Origin of the sequence: Actinophytocola sp. NPDC049390 (genome assembly GCF_044466355.1) — a bacterium.
Taxonomy (GTDB): Bacteria; Actinomycetota; Actinomycetes; order Mycobacteriales; family Pseudonocardiaceae; genus Actinophytocola.
On sequence record NZ_JBITMQ010000018.1, the window covers coordinates 1 to 16,825 of the forward strand.

Genomic DNA, 16,825 nt, shown 5'->3' on the forward strand with positions numbered 1-16,825 from the left:
CCCACAGACCCAAGACGAGTGCCCTATGAAACCTAGGCCAACCGTCAACCATCACCTGGGATCGAACCGTCAAGCATCAGGTGGGACTAGACAACTCACTGCTCCTCGTCGCTGCAGACTCTTCTCCAACAGGCGGGCAGCCCAGGAGGGATGGTTCACCTCGAGGGCCGAATGCTAGGAGAACCTGTTGAAGAGGCGGCCGACTTCACGAGGAGGAACTTCCCGGGTGCTCGGACCTTGGCGCTCGTACCATTTATCGCGGTACGTGACGGGATGGGTAAGAGCATGAATCGGTAACATAAGAACCAGGCGACCGTAGTATCTGGCTGGCCTCATCTGCCTAACAACGTTTGCCGCCAATTCCGGGTCAAGTTCGGAATTCTTGATCCGTTCGGTCAAGAATGTAAGATAGCCGTCGATAGTACCGCCGTGCTTTGACGTCTCGTTGTCTACACCTGTGATGTAGAATCCATGTTGAGACATCAACGGCAAGTCGTAGATATGCTTCACGCGCTCCGCATCTTCTCTATCGTCGGAGATTCCGATAATGACATATCCTGTTGCATTCGATCCTTCATTTGCGATTGCCGAGATAGTTTGCAAGATACGGTCTAGCAGTCTTTCGTTTAGTTCGGCTGCAGCGTCAAGGTTGTGTAGACCTTGCTTAAGTTCGAAGAGACTGTGTTCTGCCAGGGCCGCAGTCAAAAGACGCTGAATCTTAGCCTCATTGGGTTCAAGCAATAGATCTCGGTCGCCACTCGAAAGGGCCGTGTGGTCTCGGAGCAGATCAGCGACAGCTGCAATGTTGATCCGCTTATTCTCAGCTGACCATGTGCCGCCACCGCCCGTAATATTTAGAACCCGATCTCCCGAACCATCTAGTGATTTGATGACCTGAGGCAGATTGATGATCTCACGATTTTCCTTGATGAGCAGCGTGTAAAGAGCAAGGAAGATAGACTCATAATAGCGTGGAACGCGTTGCCTAGGAGATTTGAAGACGAGTTGGGCAAAATTCTTGCCAGCTGTTTTCAAGATTTTTTCTAGAACACCGTGCACGTACTCGAATCGTTGCCGGATTAGCTCAGGGTTGTCGCGCTGTATCGCGGTCTCGACGCGCTCACTCCGTCGCTCAGAGGTGTCTACTCCAGTGAGTCCGTAGTATGAATCTAGCACTTCCGAGTGATATCGCGGTGTCGTATCGAGGATCATTGTCGCTAGCAGGTCGGCGACGATCTCTTCATCTCGTGACTCGCGGACCTGGTCCTTCTCTAAAATTTTGTGACGCACCCAGAATACGTCATCTATGTATATCCCTTGCCCATCCTTGTCACTTGAAATGCTAATTGCCGGCATAGCCGTCAACTTAACCAGGTCTCGAATAGACGAGTCGCCGCGAATAAAGGAGGACACTTCCCTAACTAGGTCGGAAAAATTTGAAACGGCGCCCGCTTGTCTAATCTCTTGGCGCGAAAGATAGCGCCCATTCGAATTTATTCGTCGAAACACTTCCTCCACAAGGGCTTCGCCTGGAGTCCGATAAGTCGACATGGGAAGTACGTAGTTTGCGATACGTACGCAATCAGTTCGCGCAAGCTTTGGTTCACGCTGAATAAGAAGGCCGTCATCCCTTCGAAGCTTAGTTTCTGCCAGCGTTTCAAGGTCGAAGTATTTACCATCGAGCGGATAGGCATTCTCGATGAAAGAGAAGATCGCATTCAGTCGCTGTAGGCCGTCGATGATTTCGAATACGGGTTGTTCGTCGACGAGCCGTTCTGCGGTTAGAACTAGAGGGACCGGCAATTGCTTCTGCAGCGAATCGATGAACGCTTGCTTCTCCGGCAGAATCCAAACAAGCTTGCGCTGATAGCGTCGATTCACAACAAACGAGTTATTGACATAGCTGTTATACAGTGTTTGTACATTTTCGCCACGAACTATCAGATTGCTGCTGAGCTCAGCCATGTGGTTCCTCTACCTCAATTCAGCCCTGTCGAGATCGATCGGCGCATGGATTGTGATACCACCATGAGTCCCTCCTGCCAACCCCATTGAACTGGTTACCTGATCGTGTCGGATCGAGGAGGTTCTGTCGTGCTTCAACGACCCGTGTCGCACTAATCCCCGCGAAAGGCGCCGGTTAAGAGCATCATCGTGGTGGTGATGGCAGTCGGCTGTGCGTTCGACAATGCCTCTGTCTTGCCTGGTTTGTTCGCGTAGCCGACGGAGCGGGCGTGGGCAGCACGAGCTGCCTGAATGTCAGTCGGCGAGTCGCCCACGAGCGTGCATCTGGCCGGTTGCACTTTGAGCATCGTAATCGCCTTGTCTACCAGGTGCGGGTTCGGCTTGAGCAGAGCAGAGTCCGCGTTCGCTCGCGCGGCGATCACGTCCGTGGCGGAGCGGAGGTCGTAGAAGTCGAGGTAGGCCGCAATAGCGGCGACAGAGTTGTTGCTCACGATGGCCAGCGGTCGATCTGTCAACTTCCAGCCTCGGAGGAGGTCGTGACTACCGGCCGTCGGCTTCGCGCTGCGAACGGCGTCTGCCTCCAGAGCACGAAATGCGGCGTCGACGTAGCGGACCTCTTCCTCGCCCAGAGCCGCCGCGTGGAACAGCACGACGAACGGGTCCGTGGCTTGCTCGACGTCCAGCGGAAGCTTGGAGTGGCCGCCCGCGGCAAGGACCTGACGGAGTTGGTCGGCAACGACGTGTGCCGGAAGGCCAGCGAACAGCGAGCAGACAGGGCCGTCGAAGTCGAGAAGCAGGGCGTCGGTGGTTGCGAGGATCTCCCGTAGTGCCTCGGGGTCGTCGATGGGTGGGGTCACGGGGTGAACTCCGTGGAGACGGTGTTCCACATGCTGTCGAACCAGGTGCGGGCTTGGTCGACGTATTGGGAGCCGGTGGAGGTGTCGTCGTCGTTGGCGGAGTGGTGGAACAGGACGGCGTCTTTGCCCATGAGGTCGTAGATGGTTTGGGGTTGTTCTCCGAGGGTGAGGATGTGTTCGCGGACAGGGTAGAAACCGAAGAACGCTTCTTCGCCATTGACGATGTAGAGCTTGAACAGTGGTGCGGCGTGGTGCACGTGGACGGTTGCGCTGGCGTTCTCAACCAGGCCCAGGCTGCCCAGCTCGTTGACGGTGTCGGTGATCGCGCCGACGTAGCGGTGCATGATCCGGGTGGCGCGGGCGCGGAACTCGGGGCTGTCGCCGAGGTCGTCCGCGCGGCATGGGATCGCCAACGGCGCTGTCGTGTCCGGGATGAGGATGCGAACGGCGATGGACTTCGGGCGGAGTCGGCCGACGCGGATCTTGTCCAGCGGTTCTTGCATGGCTCCGTGCAGGGTCTCGCCGGAGAACCCGGCGAAGTCGATCGTGACTTCCTCAGCTTCGAAGGCGCGCTCGATGTGGGGGCGGAGGCCGACTGGGCGTTCGGTGCGCTCTCGCACGAACACGCCGCTCCCCTGCCGGGACACGATCAGCCCTTCTTCGCGCAGTTCGCGTAGGGCGTTCTGGATGGTCATGGGCGCGACGTTGTACGTCTTCGCCAGCTCCTGGCGTGACGGCAACTTGTCGCCAGCGGCGAACTTCTTGGTCAGGATCGCGGCGCGCAAGGCGTTCGCGACCTGCACGTATGGCGGACGCGGGTCGTCCGGATCTAGCGCCATGTCGCCTCCTCCGGCAGCACAAGCGTGCTGCAAAGCTCTGCAAAGCGGGCAGCACAACTGTAGCTGGTGTTGTCTAGGCGACCTAGAGAGCTAGCCACGTCAGACCACCGCTTGACTTGTCTAGCCAGCCTGGCTTACTCTTGGATTTGTACAGGTTGCCTAGCCCAGCTAGGCCGGACGTCAGGAGTCATGCAGATGCCAGTTGTTCCGACGCGGTTCGCGGTGGAGTTCGGGGAGGTGTTCCCGTTCGGTGCGTTTGTGCTGGGTGTGGAGCCGTCCATGGCCTTCTCCGCGGACGCCAACGCACCCAAGCAGCAGGAACGGGACAAGGAGACCGGTCAACTCGTATGGGTCGTCCGTGCGCTGGACGCCAACGAGGACGCGGCCAGGTTCGGGGCCGAGTTCAAGGTCAAGATCACGGCTGATCACCAGCCGGTGCCGCCCGAGAAGCTGCCGGGGTTCCCGTTCCCGCCGGTCGAGTTCGACGGGCTGACCATCACGCCCTACGCCAACAACAAGGGCCGGATCGCGCACAGCTTCCGGGCCAAGGGCATGCAGGCGCCGGGCGGCACGGCGCGCAAGCCTGCTCCGGCCCGTGAGCCGAAGGCGGCGTGATCACCATGCGGGCGTCTCGGGAAGCGGTCGCCCGCTGGAACACCGCCTATGCCGAGCAGACGGCGGCGCTGTTCGCGGCTCAACGCGCCAAGCCAAGAGACGTGGCAGCGATCCGCCGTCTTGCTCGGGCCTATCACGACGTGGCCGAAGCGTGGCGGGGTCTGGCCGGAGAGCTGGCCATCCCGCTGTGGGCACGTCACGCGGCTGCGGTTGCCGCCGAGGAGTTCGACCGGCGCGCGGTCGTCGAAGCCGCCCGCATCGGTCCACCACCAAGCAAGGAGTTGTGAGAAGTGGCGTTCAACGTGTCGTGTTCGCCCGGCAATGACGCGACGGCCGCGTTCATGCGGGTCACGCCGCAGCTACCGGCGCTGGTCCTCTACCTGGACCCGGTGAACCTCGCGATCCAGTTGCCGCCGTTCCCCGGCGGGACGCTCGTGTTGGCGAAGTTCTGCCGGGAGCTGGCGCGCGAGGCCGCGAAGCTGGCTGCCGAGATCGACCCGGACGGCGAACCCGCTCCGCCGGAACGTGCGCCCCGACATCGGCTGGTGACCGGTGATGACGGTGATTCTGGTGGTGGGTACTGATGGGTCGGTGTCAGCTCGTGCCGTCGTCGGTGGCTGAGGCGCATGAGGTGTTGTGGCGACGCAGGCCAGCCCATGACGCGGCTCCTGCCGAGTGGGCAGCGTTTCACCGGCGCAGTGCGGAGGTGTACGCGGCGGCGGCGAAGGTCGACGTGCCGAATCGGCAGGAGGCGTCGCAGTACGCGGTGTTCGCGATCAGGCGGGCTCGGGAGATCGAGCACCGGCTCAACCCAGACGGTGATGACGAGTGACCGGGGCAACGGAGGCGTTGGCCGAGTCACTGGAAACCGCGGTCACTCGGGCAGTGGGCGAAGAGTTGCGGCGCGTACGTGAGGCTCGCGGCTGGTCACGCGCACACTTCGTGAAGCGGTTGCCGTCAGGTATCGGTGACAGGACCCTTCTCGCGTATGAGCACGGCGTCCGTCAGCTGACCCTGTCCCGCTTGACTGAGCTGGCCGAGGCCCTGGAGGTCGATCCGGCGACGGTTGTCGCACGCGGGCTCCAGCGAGCACGTCGGCACCTGGACCAGCTGACGTTGCACGTCGACCTGCCCGCGCTGCTGAACCATGACGGCGCAGGCCGGGGCAAGTTCCGGCCGATGATCCAGTGGGCACGCAACGCCCTCATCGAGAACCCGCACGGGGTCGCGGAGATCGACGTCAAGGTTGTGCGCAACCTCGCACTGTTCGCGGGCTGTTCACACCGGGAACTGGCCGAGTACCTGGCCCAGTTCACCCCGCCGCCCGGTGACATCGAGGACGAGGAGAACCCGGACGAGCGGCCGCAGTAGACGCAGACGTTCAACAACTAATTCCTGAGTAGACACAACACACGCGGGGTCGTGTGGCGATGGCGCACGCCTTGGTGCGGGTCGCTGATCCCGTAGGCGCAGAAGCGGAATCTCTCGGTCTGGCAACCTTTTCCGCTCCTGCGCTGTCCACCCGGAGGTAGACAGTGAACAGGTTAGAACCATGTCCTGTGCGTGCGCCAGAGGGGGTCACCCGAACGCGGTGCGCCCGGTGTCGGCGTTTCGCTCGGCTGCTGGCTGGCGAGACCCGCTGCGCGCGGTGCGCGGGCATGCTCGCCCTGGAGTTCGCCCCGAAGCGGGGTGAGCGCCGATGAACGCGCAAGCTATCGCAACGCTCGCGCTCGCCGGTGGTGCGATCGCGGTCGTCGTATGGCTGCTGAACAAGATCGGTCGCGCACTGACGGCGGTCCTGGAAGCCCTGGCGACAGTCGCGATGGTGCTCGTCGCCGTGTGGTTGCTGGTCAAGACGGTGTACTTCGTGGTCAAGGCTGCGGTGACCCACTGGCGCACCACACTCGGCGGCACCCTCCTCGCCGGGTGGCTGTGGTGGTGGGGCTGGCTGCCCGTCACCGGCACCCTCCTGGCCGTCGCCGTTGTGCTGCTGGTGTGGCGGTGGCGTCACCGGCTCTCGTTCGAGACCTGGGCGGGCCGTTGGCTGCGGTCGTGGTGGCAGCGCTGGGCCGTGTACGCGCGGAAGCTGCCCGGTTGGTTGCGTGCCTGCGGTCTGACCGTGCTGGATGCGGACCGGCCGATCGTGGTCACCGCGAACCCGTTGGGGCGTAACAAGGTTCGGCGTCAGCCCAAGCAGCGGGCGGACCAGGTGCCGAAGGTGCTGCGGGTGCGGTCAGGAGCGTCGTGGGATGAGGTACGGGTGCGGCTCGTGCCCGGCCAGAAACCCGAGGACTTCGACGACGCCGCTCGCGCGCTCGCGGTGGCTCGTGGGGTGACGCGGTGCCAGGTGCGGGAGCTGTCGCCGAACGTCGTGTCGATCGACTTCCAGCGGCGTAACCTCCTCGCGCAGACCGTGCACTGCATCGACCTCGCCGACCTGGCCGACGTGCCCGGCACCGACATCGACCTCACCAAGGTGTGGAGCGGACGCACCGACTACGGCGTCGACTGGCACCAGTCCCTCACCGGCTCGCACACCCTCCACGCCGGGGTGACCGGCGCGGGCAAGGGCGCGCAGATGTGGTGCCCACTGGTGTCCATCGCCCCGGCCATCCGTGACGGTCTGGTCCGGGTGTCCGGCATCGACCCCAAGGGGATGGAGCTGGCGTATGGCCGCCGGATCTTCCACCGCTACGCGGTCACCGGCAAAGACGCGCTGGCGCTGCTGGATGACCTCATCGGCGTCATGGACCGGCGCAAAGCCGAGTTCGCCGGGCGGCTGCGGTCCGTGCCGATCTCGCGTGAGCACCCGCTAGAGATCGTGGAGTTCGACGAGATCGGCGCGTTGATCCGCTACATCGGGGACCGCAAGCTGCGGGAAGCGATCACGGAGCGGGTGGCGCTGCTGACCACCCAGGGGCGGGCGCTGGGCTGCACCGTGCGCGGCTACGTCCAGGAACCCACCAAAGACACCGTCCCCGTCCGGGAGCTGTTCCCCCGCCGCATCTGCCTCCGCGTGGCCACCAAGTCGCACGTCGGCATGGTCCTCGGCGACCAAGCCTACGAACGCGGCGCGTGGGCCAACCGCATCGGCGAAGGCGAACCCGGCGTCGGCTACCTGTTCGGCGAAGGCATCCGCGAACCCCTGCGCGTACGCGGCGGCTGGGTGCCCGACGAGGTAATCAAAGACCTCGAAGCCTTCGTCACCGGCACCACTCCGCCGAGTCGGCCCGGCACGGTCCACACCTTCCCTGCCTTCCGCAGTGCACGCGACAACGCGCCCGGCGGCGCGGCCTAAACCCATTGTCTTGAAAGGACTTCTCGCGATGAACGCTGTCTTGACCACGCCGTCCACCATGGACTCGTTGATCGGCGCTTACCGGTCCCACGTCCTCGGCCGGAACCTGCCCGACCCCGTGTCGCTGAACCTCATGCCCTCCACGCGAGAGATCATGGTCCAGCCCCATGGTGGCCTCGACGTGGCATCCCGGCTCGGCAACATCCTCGTCTGGGCTTACACCCTGTCCGACCTGACCGCCTCCTGGTCACGCACACCCGAAGACCGCCTGCACGTCCGCGTGAACGGCCGAACCGCCGGCGGCACCGTCCTCACGATCTACGGCGGCGGACCCTTCGCCGAGTGCTGCGGCCTCGTCACCCTCGACCTCGACGAGCGCGAAGGTGTCTCCCTCGACGAGCTGTACACCCTCGTCGGCCTGCTCCGCGAGCACGGACAGCACGAGCGGGAGGTGGCCTAATGACCACAGGCACCCGCGCACAGCGGATGAAACAACCCCTCGCTGCCGACGTGATCATCGCGACGGCAGAGCAGCACGGCGTCTGTGTCCGGCCGTTCACGATGGAGGTCGGCGACCTGGACACCGGCGAACTCCGCTACGTCCCGGTCCCCTGCGGCTCAACCGTGGAATCCGTGTGCGGACCATGCGCGCGGAAGGCTCGGGCGCTGCGGATGGCCCAGTGCCGCGAGGGCTGGCACATGACCGAGGAACCCGACTTCACACCGGACAAGCCCAGCGACGACCACACGGCGCTCCTCGAGTTCCGTGCGGATCTGGTGGCGGCCTACCAGCAAGCCGCGGTGGCCGGTGCCGTGGAGGCCGACGAGCTGCACGACGAGATCCGCTCCGTGGACGAGGAACTTCGGCAACTGGGCATGCGCGGCCGTCTGCCCAACCCGGACGGTCCGGGCAAGCGGTCGCCGAAGCGCTCGACCAAGCGACGGCAGGACGCACCGGAGCTGCCTCGGCGACGAGTCGAGAAGCGCACTGTGGGCCGGGAGTACGCGGGCCGGTTCCGGCCGTCCATGTTCGTCACGCTCACCCTCGACAGCTACGGCCGCGTCCGCGACGACGGCACCCCCGTCGACCCGACGAGCTACGACTACCGGCGGGCCGCTCGGGACGCGGTGCACTTCGCCGCGCTGGTGGATCGGTGGTGGCAGAACCTTCGCCGTGTCGTCGGTTGGGATGTTCAGTACTTCGCGACCGTCGAGCCGCAGAAGCGCTGCACACCGCACCTGCACGCCGCTGTGCGTGGGTCGGTGCCGCATGAGGTGCTGCGGCAGGTCACGGCAGCCACGTATCACCAGGTGTGGTGGCCGCAGCATGACGAGCTGGTCTACGACGGCAACCACCTGCCCGTGTGGGACGGCGAACAGTTCGTCGACCCGGACACCCGGCAGCCGCTCACGGCCTGGGCGGACGCCGTGGACGACCTGGACGAACCCGCGCACGTCGTCTCGTTCGGACGGCAGGTGCACTCCAAGGGCATCCTCGGCGGCTCGCAGGAAGCCGGACGGCACATCGGCTACCTGACCAAGTACCTCACCAAGTCCACCGGTGAGGTCATCGAGGCCGCCACCGACCGTCAACGCCAGCATCACGACCGGCTGCACGACGAGCTGCGCGTCACCCCGTGCTCGCCGCGCTGCGCGGTCTGGCTGCTCTACGGCATCGAACCGCTAGGCACCAACTCGCGCACCCATCCCGGCCACTGCAAGGGGAGGGCGCATCGGCGGACCACGCTCGGCCTGCCTGGTCGGCGCGTGCTGGTGTCGCGGAAGTGGTCCGGGAAGACGCTCGCTGACCACCGGGCCGACAGGAAGGCGTTCGTCCTGGAGTCGCTGGCCGCGGTGGGCATCTCCAAGCCTGAGCCGGATCGGTCGCGGCTGGTGTGGCAGAAGGTGCAGCCCGGTGATCCCGGCCTTCCGCCACGCGACCACCTGCTCATGCACGCGATCGCCGAACGGATCAAGTGGAGAGCCGAATACGACAAGGCGCTACTAGCGGCGAGTCCACCCGATCTTTCGGCAACTCAACCGCAAGCGGCTTGAACGGGGGATCCGGGGATGAGCAACGTAAGCAAGATTGATCCGCTGTGGACGGTCGATGAGGTGTCCGCCTACCTCGGCGTGCCGGTCAAGACCCTCTACCAGTGGAAATGGCGTGGCGAAGGTCCGCCCGTACGCAAGATCGGCCGTCACCTGCGCTATGACCCGGTGGCTGTCCGCGCCTGGGCCACCGCTGCGGCCTGAACTTTTCGGCAACCACAAAGGGGCTCGTCATGGCACACATCCAAGACCGCTGGTACAGGCCGAAGAAGGACCCGGAGACCGGCAAACCCGTGCTGAACGCACGTGGCAAGCAGGTGATGGAGAAGACCGAACTCCACGGCACCGGAGATCGATACCGCGTTCGGTACATCAACCCGGACGGCCTGGAAAGATCCAGGTCCTTCCCGGATCGGCAGAAGAAACAGGCCGAAGACTTCCTGATCGGCATCGAGAATGACAAGCGGGAAGGACGCTATATCGACCCGAAGTCGGCTCGGGTGACGTTCCAGGTCCAGGCCGACAACTGGATCAAGGGGCAGTCCGACGACCCCGCTACGCGGGAGATTCTGCGTAGCCGACTGCGGAGTCAGATCCTTCCGCACCTCGGCGACCTCCCGATCGGAAAGATCACGCCGAGCACGATCCGGGATTGGCTCGGCGTGATCCAGGACCAGGCCGACAACTATAAGGTGGTCCTGTTCAGCGTCGTCACCGGGGTCATGGACTCGGCGGTGGACGACAAGCTGATCCGCGACAACCCGTGCAAGGCCAAGACGATTCGTCGGCCAACGAGTCCGGCCGTCGAGGTCAAGGACATCTGGCCGGTGGACCGCGTCCAGGCCGTTCGGGATGGCATGGAAGAGCGGTGGCGGATCACGGTCGTGATCGGGGCCGGGCTCGGCCTGCGGCAGGGTGAGATCCTTGGCCTCTCGCCGGACGACATCGACGAGGAATCGATGCTGCTGCACGTCCGGCGACAGCTCCGCACGGTGGATCGGACGTTGGTGTTCGCTCTCCCGAAGGGCAACAAGACACGGACAGTGCCGCTGTCGCCCGGCGTGCTCGCCGAGATCCGCGGGCACCTCGCCGACCACCCAGCGACGACCGTCACGGCCCCCTGGCGGAAACCGACCGGCGACCCGACGACCGTTCGACTCCTCGCGACCGGGGAAGACGGGCGGCTCTACTCCGGCGACCTATTCACCAAGACCATCTGGGAAGGAGCCTTCCGCACGGCCAAGCTCACCCGTGCGAAGCAGGTCGACGGCATGCACGCGCTACGGCACTTCTACGCGTCGACCCTGCTCGCGCAGGGCGTGTCGATCAAGGAGCTTGCGACCTACCTCGGGCACGCTGACCCCGGGTTCACCCTGCGCGTCTACACGCACCTGGTGCCGTCCAGTCACACACGGGCACGGCTGGCCGTCGACACGGTGTTCGGCGATGCACGTATGGTGGTCTGAGTTCATGGCGGCATCGTGGCTGGCAGGAGAGTGCAAGAGTGCGGGAAAAATCGGACAGACACAAGGAAGCCGAGACCCAGAAGCATATCTCCACGCCTCGCACCGACGGCGGACACTTTATTTATGCCGACCGCGTCGTTCAAAACTACAACACAGTTCACGCCGAGATCAGATCCCTCGAAAACAGTATCGACGACTTAGTACTTTTGTCAGAAGTTTTTGGCGTAAATGTAGACGTTCCACGCAACTACACACCTCGCATAAATGTCGACGACGCATTGGTTACCGCGCTTAGCCGAAGAAAACATGTCGTAATCCACGGAAGTAGCAAGCAGGGGAAAACCTGTCTGCGCAAGAAGTACCTTGGCGATGACGCGGGTCACGTAGCCCTAACCTGCTCAGCAAACTGGTCACTAAGCGACCTACACTTACAAATCTTAAAGGCAGCCGGATATCGCCAAGTGCGACAAGAGGTGATCACTTCAAATTCGAGTCAAAAGGCCACCGGCAAGGTCGGTGGCAAAATTCAACTACTTAAGACCTTAGAGATTACCGCCGAAGCAGCGGGCGAGGCTGGTCGCGCTCAACAGATCGAGCGAACCGTCGAACATCTTACACTCGACCCTTCTGATGCCAACGATGTCATCGCCGCGCTGCGAGATGCACAGTTCGACAAGATTGTCGTACTTGAAGATTTTCACTATTTGCAGCCGTCGACTCAGCAAGACTTTTCGGTCGCACTTAAGGCCTACCACGACTCCGGTCAAATCCAAGTGGTGATCGTCGGCGTATGGCTAGATCGCAACAGGCTAATCCAATTCAATGGAGACCTCAGTGGACGTATCGAATCCATCAATGTTGATAACTGGACTCCTGAAAGCCTAGCTGAGGTTATCAAGACCGGTGCGGACATCATCGGCCTCGACTTCGATCCCTCTTTTTCTGATTCACTTATAAGGGAATCGCGGAACAGCGTCTGGATTGTTCAAGAAATTTGCTACAGCGCGTGCCAACGTTCCGGGGTAGTGAGCGACCAAGGCGGCGGACGCCCCACGGTTGGGAAAGGATTCGATGTCCAGGCCGCTGTAGCGGACATCGTTGATTCGATGTCATCCCGATTTCTTCGAATGATTGCTCATGTAGCAGACAAAGGACGTTCGCAAACAGACATTCACAAGTGGATTATTGCCGCCATCCTAGTTAGTGATGTAGATCAACTCTCTGCCGGTGTCCGTCGGTCAGAGTTGCGGGATTTTATCAATACTCATCGACCCGGAGCACAAGTTGACGAAGCCTCTCTGACGAGAGCACTGAACTCACTGACCCAGCGACAGCTAACCCACGGAGTCAGACCCATCGTATTGGACTACGACCACAGCTCAGGGACTATCAATATTGTTGACCGCTCATTTCTACTTTGGCTGGTATTCAAGAAGCTGGATATGCGATCGATATTTGAAGAAGCACAACTTCCTGCGGAATTCATTCAAGAGGCATTAGTTCGTGCGCGCCAGACCGGAAGGCATAGTAGACCAACTTCCTGATTGCACCCACGGGGTTGCCACAACGTCAGTCCAATGCCTAACGGCCTGGAGACGGCCTGATCATGAACACATCTCGAGCCGCCATCCTGCCAAGATCGGTGATCTAGCCCCTGAGCAGGGCGCGGGCCATCACCATGCGCTGGATCTGGTTCGTGCCCTCGTAGATCTGGGTGATCTTGGCGTCGCGCATCATGCGTTCCACCGGGAAGTCCTTCGTGTAGCCGGCGCCGCCGAACAGCTGCACGGCGTCCGTCGTGACCTCCATCGCGATGTCGGACGCGTACGTCTTCGCCGCCGAGGCCATGAAGCCCGCGCGCTTGTCGCCGCGCTCGGTGGCCGCCGCCGACGCGTACACCAGGTGCCGGGCCGCTTCGATCTTCATGCCCATGTCGGCCAGCATGAACTGGACGCCCTGGAAGTCGGCGATGCTCTGGCCGAACTGCTTGCGGTCCTTGACGTAGGTGATGGACGCGTCGAGCGCGCCCTGTGCGATGCCCAGGGCCTGCGCACCGATCGTCGGCCTGGTGTGGTCCAGCGTCCGCAGCGCCGTCTTCAGCCCGGTGCCCGGCTCACCGATGATGCGGTCCTCGGGGATCTCGCAGTTCTCGAAGTAGATCTCGCGCGTCGGGCTGCCCTTGATGCCCAGCTTGCGCTCCTTCGGGCCCACGGAGAAGCCCGGGTCGTCCTTGTGCACGGCGAACGCGGAGATCCCGTTGGCCTTCTTCGGCGCGTCGGGGTCGGTCACGGCCATGACCGTGTACCACGACGACTCGCCCGCGTTGGTAATCCAGCACTTCGTGCCGTTCAGCACCCACTTGCCGCCGTCGAGCACGGCACGGCAGCGCATCGACGCGGTGTCCGAGCCGGCCTCGCGCTCCGACAGCGCGTACGACGCCGACGCCTCACCCGACGCGATGGCGGGCAGCACCAGCTTCTTCACCGCCTCGCCGCCGGACAGGATGATCGGCTGCGTGCCGAGCTTGTTGACCGCCGGGATCAGCGACGCCGACGCGTCGACCCGCGCGACCTCCTCGATCACGATGCACGCCGCGACCGCGTCCGCGCCCTGACCGTCGTACTCCTCGGGCACGTGCACCGCGTGGAAACCCGCCTTGACCAGCGCGTCCAGCGCCTCCGACGGGTACCGCTCCTGTTCGTCGACCTCAGCGGCGTGCGGCGCGATCTCCTTCTCCGCGAGCGCGCGCACAGCCTCCCGCAGCGCGTCGTGCTCCTCGCTCAGCTCGTACACCGCACACCTCCTGACGTGGAACCAACGGCCTCGATGTTAGCGCTCGTTAGCTTGGCTGGACGTGTCGAGCCCGTCACGCAAGCGTGCGTCCTTGTCCAGCACGAGTTGTTCTAGATCGGCGGCGAACCGCGCCAGCCGGTCCCGCAGCTTCTCGTCGGCCACCGACAGCATGCGCACCGCCAGCAGACCGGCGTTGCGGGCACCGCCGACGGACACCGTCGCGACCGGGATCCCGGCGGGCATCTGCACGATCGACAGCAGCGAGTCCATGCCGTCGAGGTACTTGAGCGGCACCGGCACACCGACCACCGGCAGGGTGGTCGCCGACGCCACCATGCCCGGCAGGTGGGCCGCCCCGCCCGCGCCCGCGATGATCACCTTCAGGCCGCGGTCGGCCGCGGTACGCGCGTAGTCGAGCATGCGCTGCGGCGTGCGGTGCGCGGACACCACGCTGACCTCGTAGGGCACCTCGAACTCGGTCAGCGCCTCTGCCGCGGCCTTCATGACCGGCCAGTCCGAGTCGCTCCCCATGATCACGCCAACGAGCGGCGCCATACGTCAACTCCCACCGTGAATGTCGTATCCGTCAAGCCATTCGGCGTGGGACAACCAGTGCGCGGCGAGCTTGGCCCGTTCCCGCACGTCGGCCATCGACGCCCCGAGCATCGTCACGTGGCCGATCTTGCGGCCGGGACGTTCCTGTTTGCCGTAGTAGTGCACGTGCGCGTCGCGGAACCGGGCGAGCAGGTGGTGCAGCCGCTCGTCGGGGCTCATCGCGGGCGCGTCCGGGGCGCCGAGCACGTTCGCCATGACCACGGCGGGGGCCATGACGTCGGTCGCGCCCAGCGGGTAGTCGAGCACGGCGCGCAGGTGCTGCTCGAACTGCGAGGTCCGCGCGCCCTCGATGGTCCAGTGCCCGGAGTTGTGCGGGCGCATGGCCAGCTCGTTGACCAGCAGGCCGTCGGCGGTGTCGAACAGCTCGACCGCCAGCACGCCGACGACGCCCAGCTCGGACGCGATCCGAAGCGCCAGGTCCTGCGCGACCTCGGTGTCCGCCTCGGACAGGTCCGGCGCGGGCGCGAGAACCTCGACGCAGATGCCGTTGGACTGCACGGTCTCGACGACCGGCCACACCCCGCCCTGCCCGAACGGCGACCGCACGACCAGCGCGGCCAGCTCACGGCGCATCGCGACCCGCTGCTCCACCAGCAGCGGGGTGCCCGCCTCGAGCAGCTTCGGCACCAGGTCACCGGCGCTGTGGGCGCCGTTCAGCATCCACACGCCGCGGCCGTCGTAGCCGCCGCGCGCGGCCTTCAGCACGCACGGCCAGCCGTGCTCGCCCGCGAACCGCTCGACGTCCTCGACGCTGGTGACCTCCGCGAACGGCGGGATCGGCAGGCCGAGGTCGCCGAGGCGGCGGCGCATGACGAGCTTGTCCTGCGCGTGCAGCAGGGCGTCCGGGCCGGGCCGGACGTGCACGCCCTGGTCGACCAGCGCCCGGAGATGCTCGCCGGGGACGTGTTCGTGGTCGAACGTGAGCACGTCGCAGCTCTTCGCGAAGGCGGCGAGCGCGTCGAGGTCGGTGTGCGAGCCGAGCGTGACGTTCGGCGACACCAGCGACGCGGGGTCGTCAGGTGACACGGCGAGCACGTGCAGGGATTGGCCGAGCGCGATCGCCGCCTGGTGGGTCATGCGCGCGAGCTGCCCACCACCCACCATGCCGACGATCGGCAAGCCGGTACGAGTGTCCACGCAGGTCAATCTATCCGCGCCGCCACCGGGCCAGCACCAGGACGCCCGCCACGAGCGGTACCAGCAGGTACGCGCTGCCCAGGATCACCTCGGGAGGAGTCCACTCCAGCTCGGGTTTCTCGCCCGCGGGGCGGTTCGGGTCGGACGTGCGCATGATGAGCAACACACAGCTCGCGAACACGAGCACGATCGAGCCGACCCCGGAGAGCGCCCGCACCCGGGCCCAGCCGTGCGGCAGCGGCTCGGGCAGGCGGGACAGCAGGTAGACCAGCAGCGGCACGATCCACACCCAGTGGTGCGACCAGCTGACCGGGCTGAACAGCAGCCCGAAGAACGCGGTGACCAGCAGCGCGGGCAGTGGTTGACCGGCGCGGTGGAAGCGGCGGGCGATGACGAACGCGGGGATCGCGAGGACCGCGCCGATGGCGAAGGAGATCTCGTTCGACCACGGGGACAGGTCGGAGAGGCGCTGGACGAGCCCGTTGAGGCCCTGGTTGCCCGCCCAGAACGTCGGCCCGGTGCGTTCCGGGTCGGTGACGGTGAGGAACTTCAGGACGTCGTGCGGGATGATCGCGAAGATCAGCAGCTGGAGCAGCGCGAACGTGACGACCGCGCGGACGGCGTCCATACGGCGGCCGGTGAACCACAGGTGCGGCACGAAGACCAGCGGCGTGAGCTTCACCGCGGCCGCGACACCGACGAGCACGCCGCCGAAGTGCCGGGAGCGGCCGAGGACGAGCACGTCGACGACCACGAGCGCCATCAGGATCAGGTTGATCTGTCCGAGGAACAGCGTGCGCCAGACGGGCTCGAGTCCCAGCGCGAGCACGGTGACGACGACGGTCGTCTGCGCGGGCGCCATCCACGTGGGCCGGGTGGGCACGTTCTGGATGGCGACACGGACGACGGTCGCGAGCGCGAGCACGGACAGCGCGCCGAGCAACCCCCAGGACACCTGCGTCGGGAAGAGCGCGAGCGGCACGAACAGCAGGGTGCTGGTGGGCGGGTAGGTGAAGGGAAGCCGAGCCCAGGGCGGCTCGGCGGAGAGAAACATGTTGTCGTAGAGCGGTTCCCCGGTCAGCAGGGCAACAGCCCCCGACCGGTAGACAGCACTGTCCACCCCAAGCCGCCAGTCGATGACCCAGCTGACAACCCCAGCAGCCACCACCACAGCAGGCACAGCAAAAA

General features: G+C 64.4%; 18 protein-coding genes. 11 read left to right on the plus strand and 7 right to left on the minus strand.

From position 1 onward, the window contains the following. Positions 1-174: 174 nt before the first annotated feature. The 3 genes from ACIBVP_RS38095 to ACIBVP_RS38105 all read right to left on the minus strand — a co-directional run bounded on the left by ACIBVP_RS38095 (position 175) and on the right by ACIBVP_RS38105 (position 3,661). On the minus strand, positions 175-1,965 hold the full coding sequence (locus ACIBVP_RS38095; protein ID WP_396111352.1) for a DUF262 domain-containing protein: 1,791 nt from the start codon (positions 1,963-1,965) through the stop codon (positions 175-177). Positions 1,966-2,117: 152 nt separating this feature from the next. Continuing rightward, on the minus strand, positions 2,118-2,822 hold the full coding sequence (locus ACIBVP_RS38100) for an HAD family hydrolase (protein ID WP_396111353.1): 705 nt from the start codon (positions 2,820-2,822) through the stop codon (positions 2,118-2,120). After that, positions 2,819-3,661, minus strand: coding sequence for a GntR family transcriptional regulator (locus ACIBVP_RS38105; RefSeq protein ID WP_396111354.1), 843 nt, complete (start codon positions 3,659-3,661; stop codon positions 2,819-2,821). Before ACIBVP_RS38105 ends, ACIBVP_RS38100 begins: the two co-directional genes overlap by 4 nt. Positions 3,662-3,856: 195 nt before the next feature. Here ACIBVP_RS38105 and ACIBVP_RS38110 point away from each other — a divergent pair, with 195 nt between their 5' ends. From ACIBVP_RS38110 to ACIBVP_RS38160, 11 genes are all read left to right on the plus strand, one after another. Further along, entirely contained in the window at positions 3,857-4,276 is a 420-nt protein-coding gene (locus ACIBVP_RS38110) for a plasmid replication, integration and excision activator (RefSeq protein WP_396111355.1), read from the plus strand. Positions 4,277-4,281: 5 nt separating this feature from the next. After that, positions 4,282-4,563, plus strand: coding sequence for a hypothetical protein (locus ACIBVP_RS38115; RefSeq protein WP_396111549.1), 282 nt, complete (start codon positions 4,282-4,284; stop codon positions 4,561-4,563). A 3-nt stretch (positions 4,564-4,566) separates the two neighbouring features. Then, positions 4,567-4,860 carry a hypothetical protein gene (locus ACIBVP_RS38120; RefSeq protein ID WP_396111356.1) on the plus strand — a complete coding sequence of 98 codons (294 nt, stop codon included), beginning with the start codon at positions 4,567-4,569 and terminating at the stop codon, positions 4,858-4,860. A 29-nt stretch (positions 4,861-4,889) separates the two neighbouring features. Further along, entirely contained in the window at positions 4,890-5,108 is a 219-nt protein-coding gene (locus tag ACIBVP_RS38125; protein ID WP_396111357.1) for an AMED_5909 family protein, read from the plus strand. A 53-nt stretch (positions 5,109-5,161) separates the two neighbouring features. Further along, positions 5,162-5,647 carry a helix-turn-helix domain-containing protein gene (locus tag ACIBVP_RS38130; protein ID WP_396111551.1) on the plus strand — a complete coding sequence of 162 codons (486 nt, stop codon included), beginning with the start codon at positions 5,162-5,164 and terminating at the stop codon, positions 5,645-5,647. A 328-nt stretch (positions 5,648-5,975) separates the two neighbouring features. Beyond that, positions 5,976-7,574 carry an FtsK/SpoIIIE domain-containing protein gene (locus ACIBVP_RS38135; RefSeq protein ID WP_396111358.1) on the plus strand — a complete coding sequence of 533 codons (1,599 nt, stop codon included), beginning with the start codon at positions 5,976-5,978 and terminating at the stop codon, positions 7,572-7,574. A gap of 28 nt (positions 7,575-7,602) precedes the next feature. Then, complete coding sequence (locus ACIBVP_RS38140; RefSeq protein ID WP_396111359.1) at positions 7,603-8,034, plus strand: hypothetical protein; 432 nt, start codon at positions 7,603-7,605, stop codon at positions 8,032-8,034. Beyond that, on the plus strand, positions 8,034-9,629 hold the full coding sequence (locus tag ACIBVP_RS38145) for a replication initiator (protein WP_396111360.1): 1,596 nt from the start codon (positions 8,034-8,036) through the stop codon (positions 9,627-9,629). The genes ACIBVP_RS38140 and ACIBVP_RS38145 overlap by 1 nt, the downstream gene beginning before the upstream one ends. A gap of 15 nt (positions 9,630-9,644) precedes the next feature. After that, positions 9,645-9,830 (plus strand): helix-turn-helix domain-containing protein, encoded by a 186-nt coding sequence (locus tag ACIBVP_RS38150; protein WP_396111361.1) that lies wholly within the window; start codon positions 9,645-9,647, stop codon positions 9,828-9,830. A 29-nt stretch (positions 9,831-9,859) separates the two neighbouring features. Then, positions 9,860-11,092 carry a tyrosine-type recombinase/integrase gene (locus tag ACIBVP_RS38155; RefSeq protein WP_396111362.1) on the plus strand — a complete coding sequence of 411 codons (1,233 nt, stop codon included), beginning with the start codon at positions 9,860-9,862 and terminating at the stop codon, positions 11,090-11,092. Between the two features lie 38 nt (positions 11,093-11,130). Further along, a complete protein-coding gene (locus ACIBVP_RS38160) occupies positions 11,131-12,636 on the plus strand; it encodes a hypothetical protein (RefSeq protein ID WP_396111363.1) in 1,506 nt (501 codons plus the stop codon). Positions 12,637-12,739: 103 nt separating this feature from the next. Here ACIBVP_RS38160 and ACIBVP_RS38165 read toward each other — a convergent pair whose 3' ends face one another. Genes ACIBVP_RS38165 through ACIBVP_RS38180 form a run of 4 tightly spaced genes read right to left on the minus strand, consistent with a single transcriptional unit; the run spans position 12,740 to position 16,802 of the window. Next, positions 12,740-13,885, minus strand: a complete 1,146-nt coding sequence (locus ACIBVP_RS38165; RefSeq protein ID WP_396111364.1) for an acyl-CoA dehydrogenase family protein — start codon at positions 13,883-13,885, stop codon at positions 12,740-12,742. Between the two features lie 36 nt (positions 13,886-13,921). Further along, complete coding sequence (gene purE / locus ACIBVP_RS38170; protein WP_396111365.1) at positions 13,922-14,440, minus strand: 5-(carboxyamino)imidazole ribonucleotide mutase; 519 nt, start codon at positions 14,438-14,440, stop codon at positions 13,922-13,924. A gap of 3 nt (positions 14,441-14,443) precedes the next feature. Then, the gene (locus ACIBVP_RS38175) at positions 14,444-15,637 is read right to left on the minus strand and encodes a 5-(carboxyamino)imidazole ribonucleotide synthase (RefSeq protein ID WP_396111366.1); all 1,194 of its coding nucleotides are present in this window, start codon (positions 15,635-15,637) and stop codon (positions 14,444-14,446) included. 10 nt (positions 15,638-15,647) lie between these two features. After that, positions 15,648-16,802, minus strand: a complete 1,155-nt coding sequence (locus tag ACIBVP_RS38180) for a glycosyltransferase 87 family protein (RefSeq protein ID WP_396111367.1) — start codon at positions 16,800-16,802, stop codon at positions 15,648-15,650. Between the last annotated feature and the right edge of the window lie 23 nt (positions 16,803-16,825).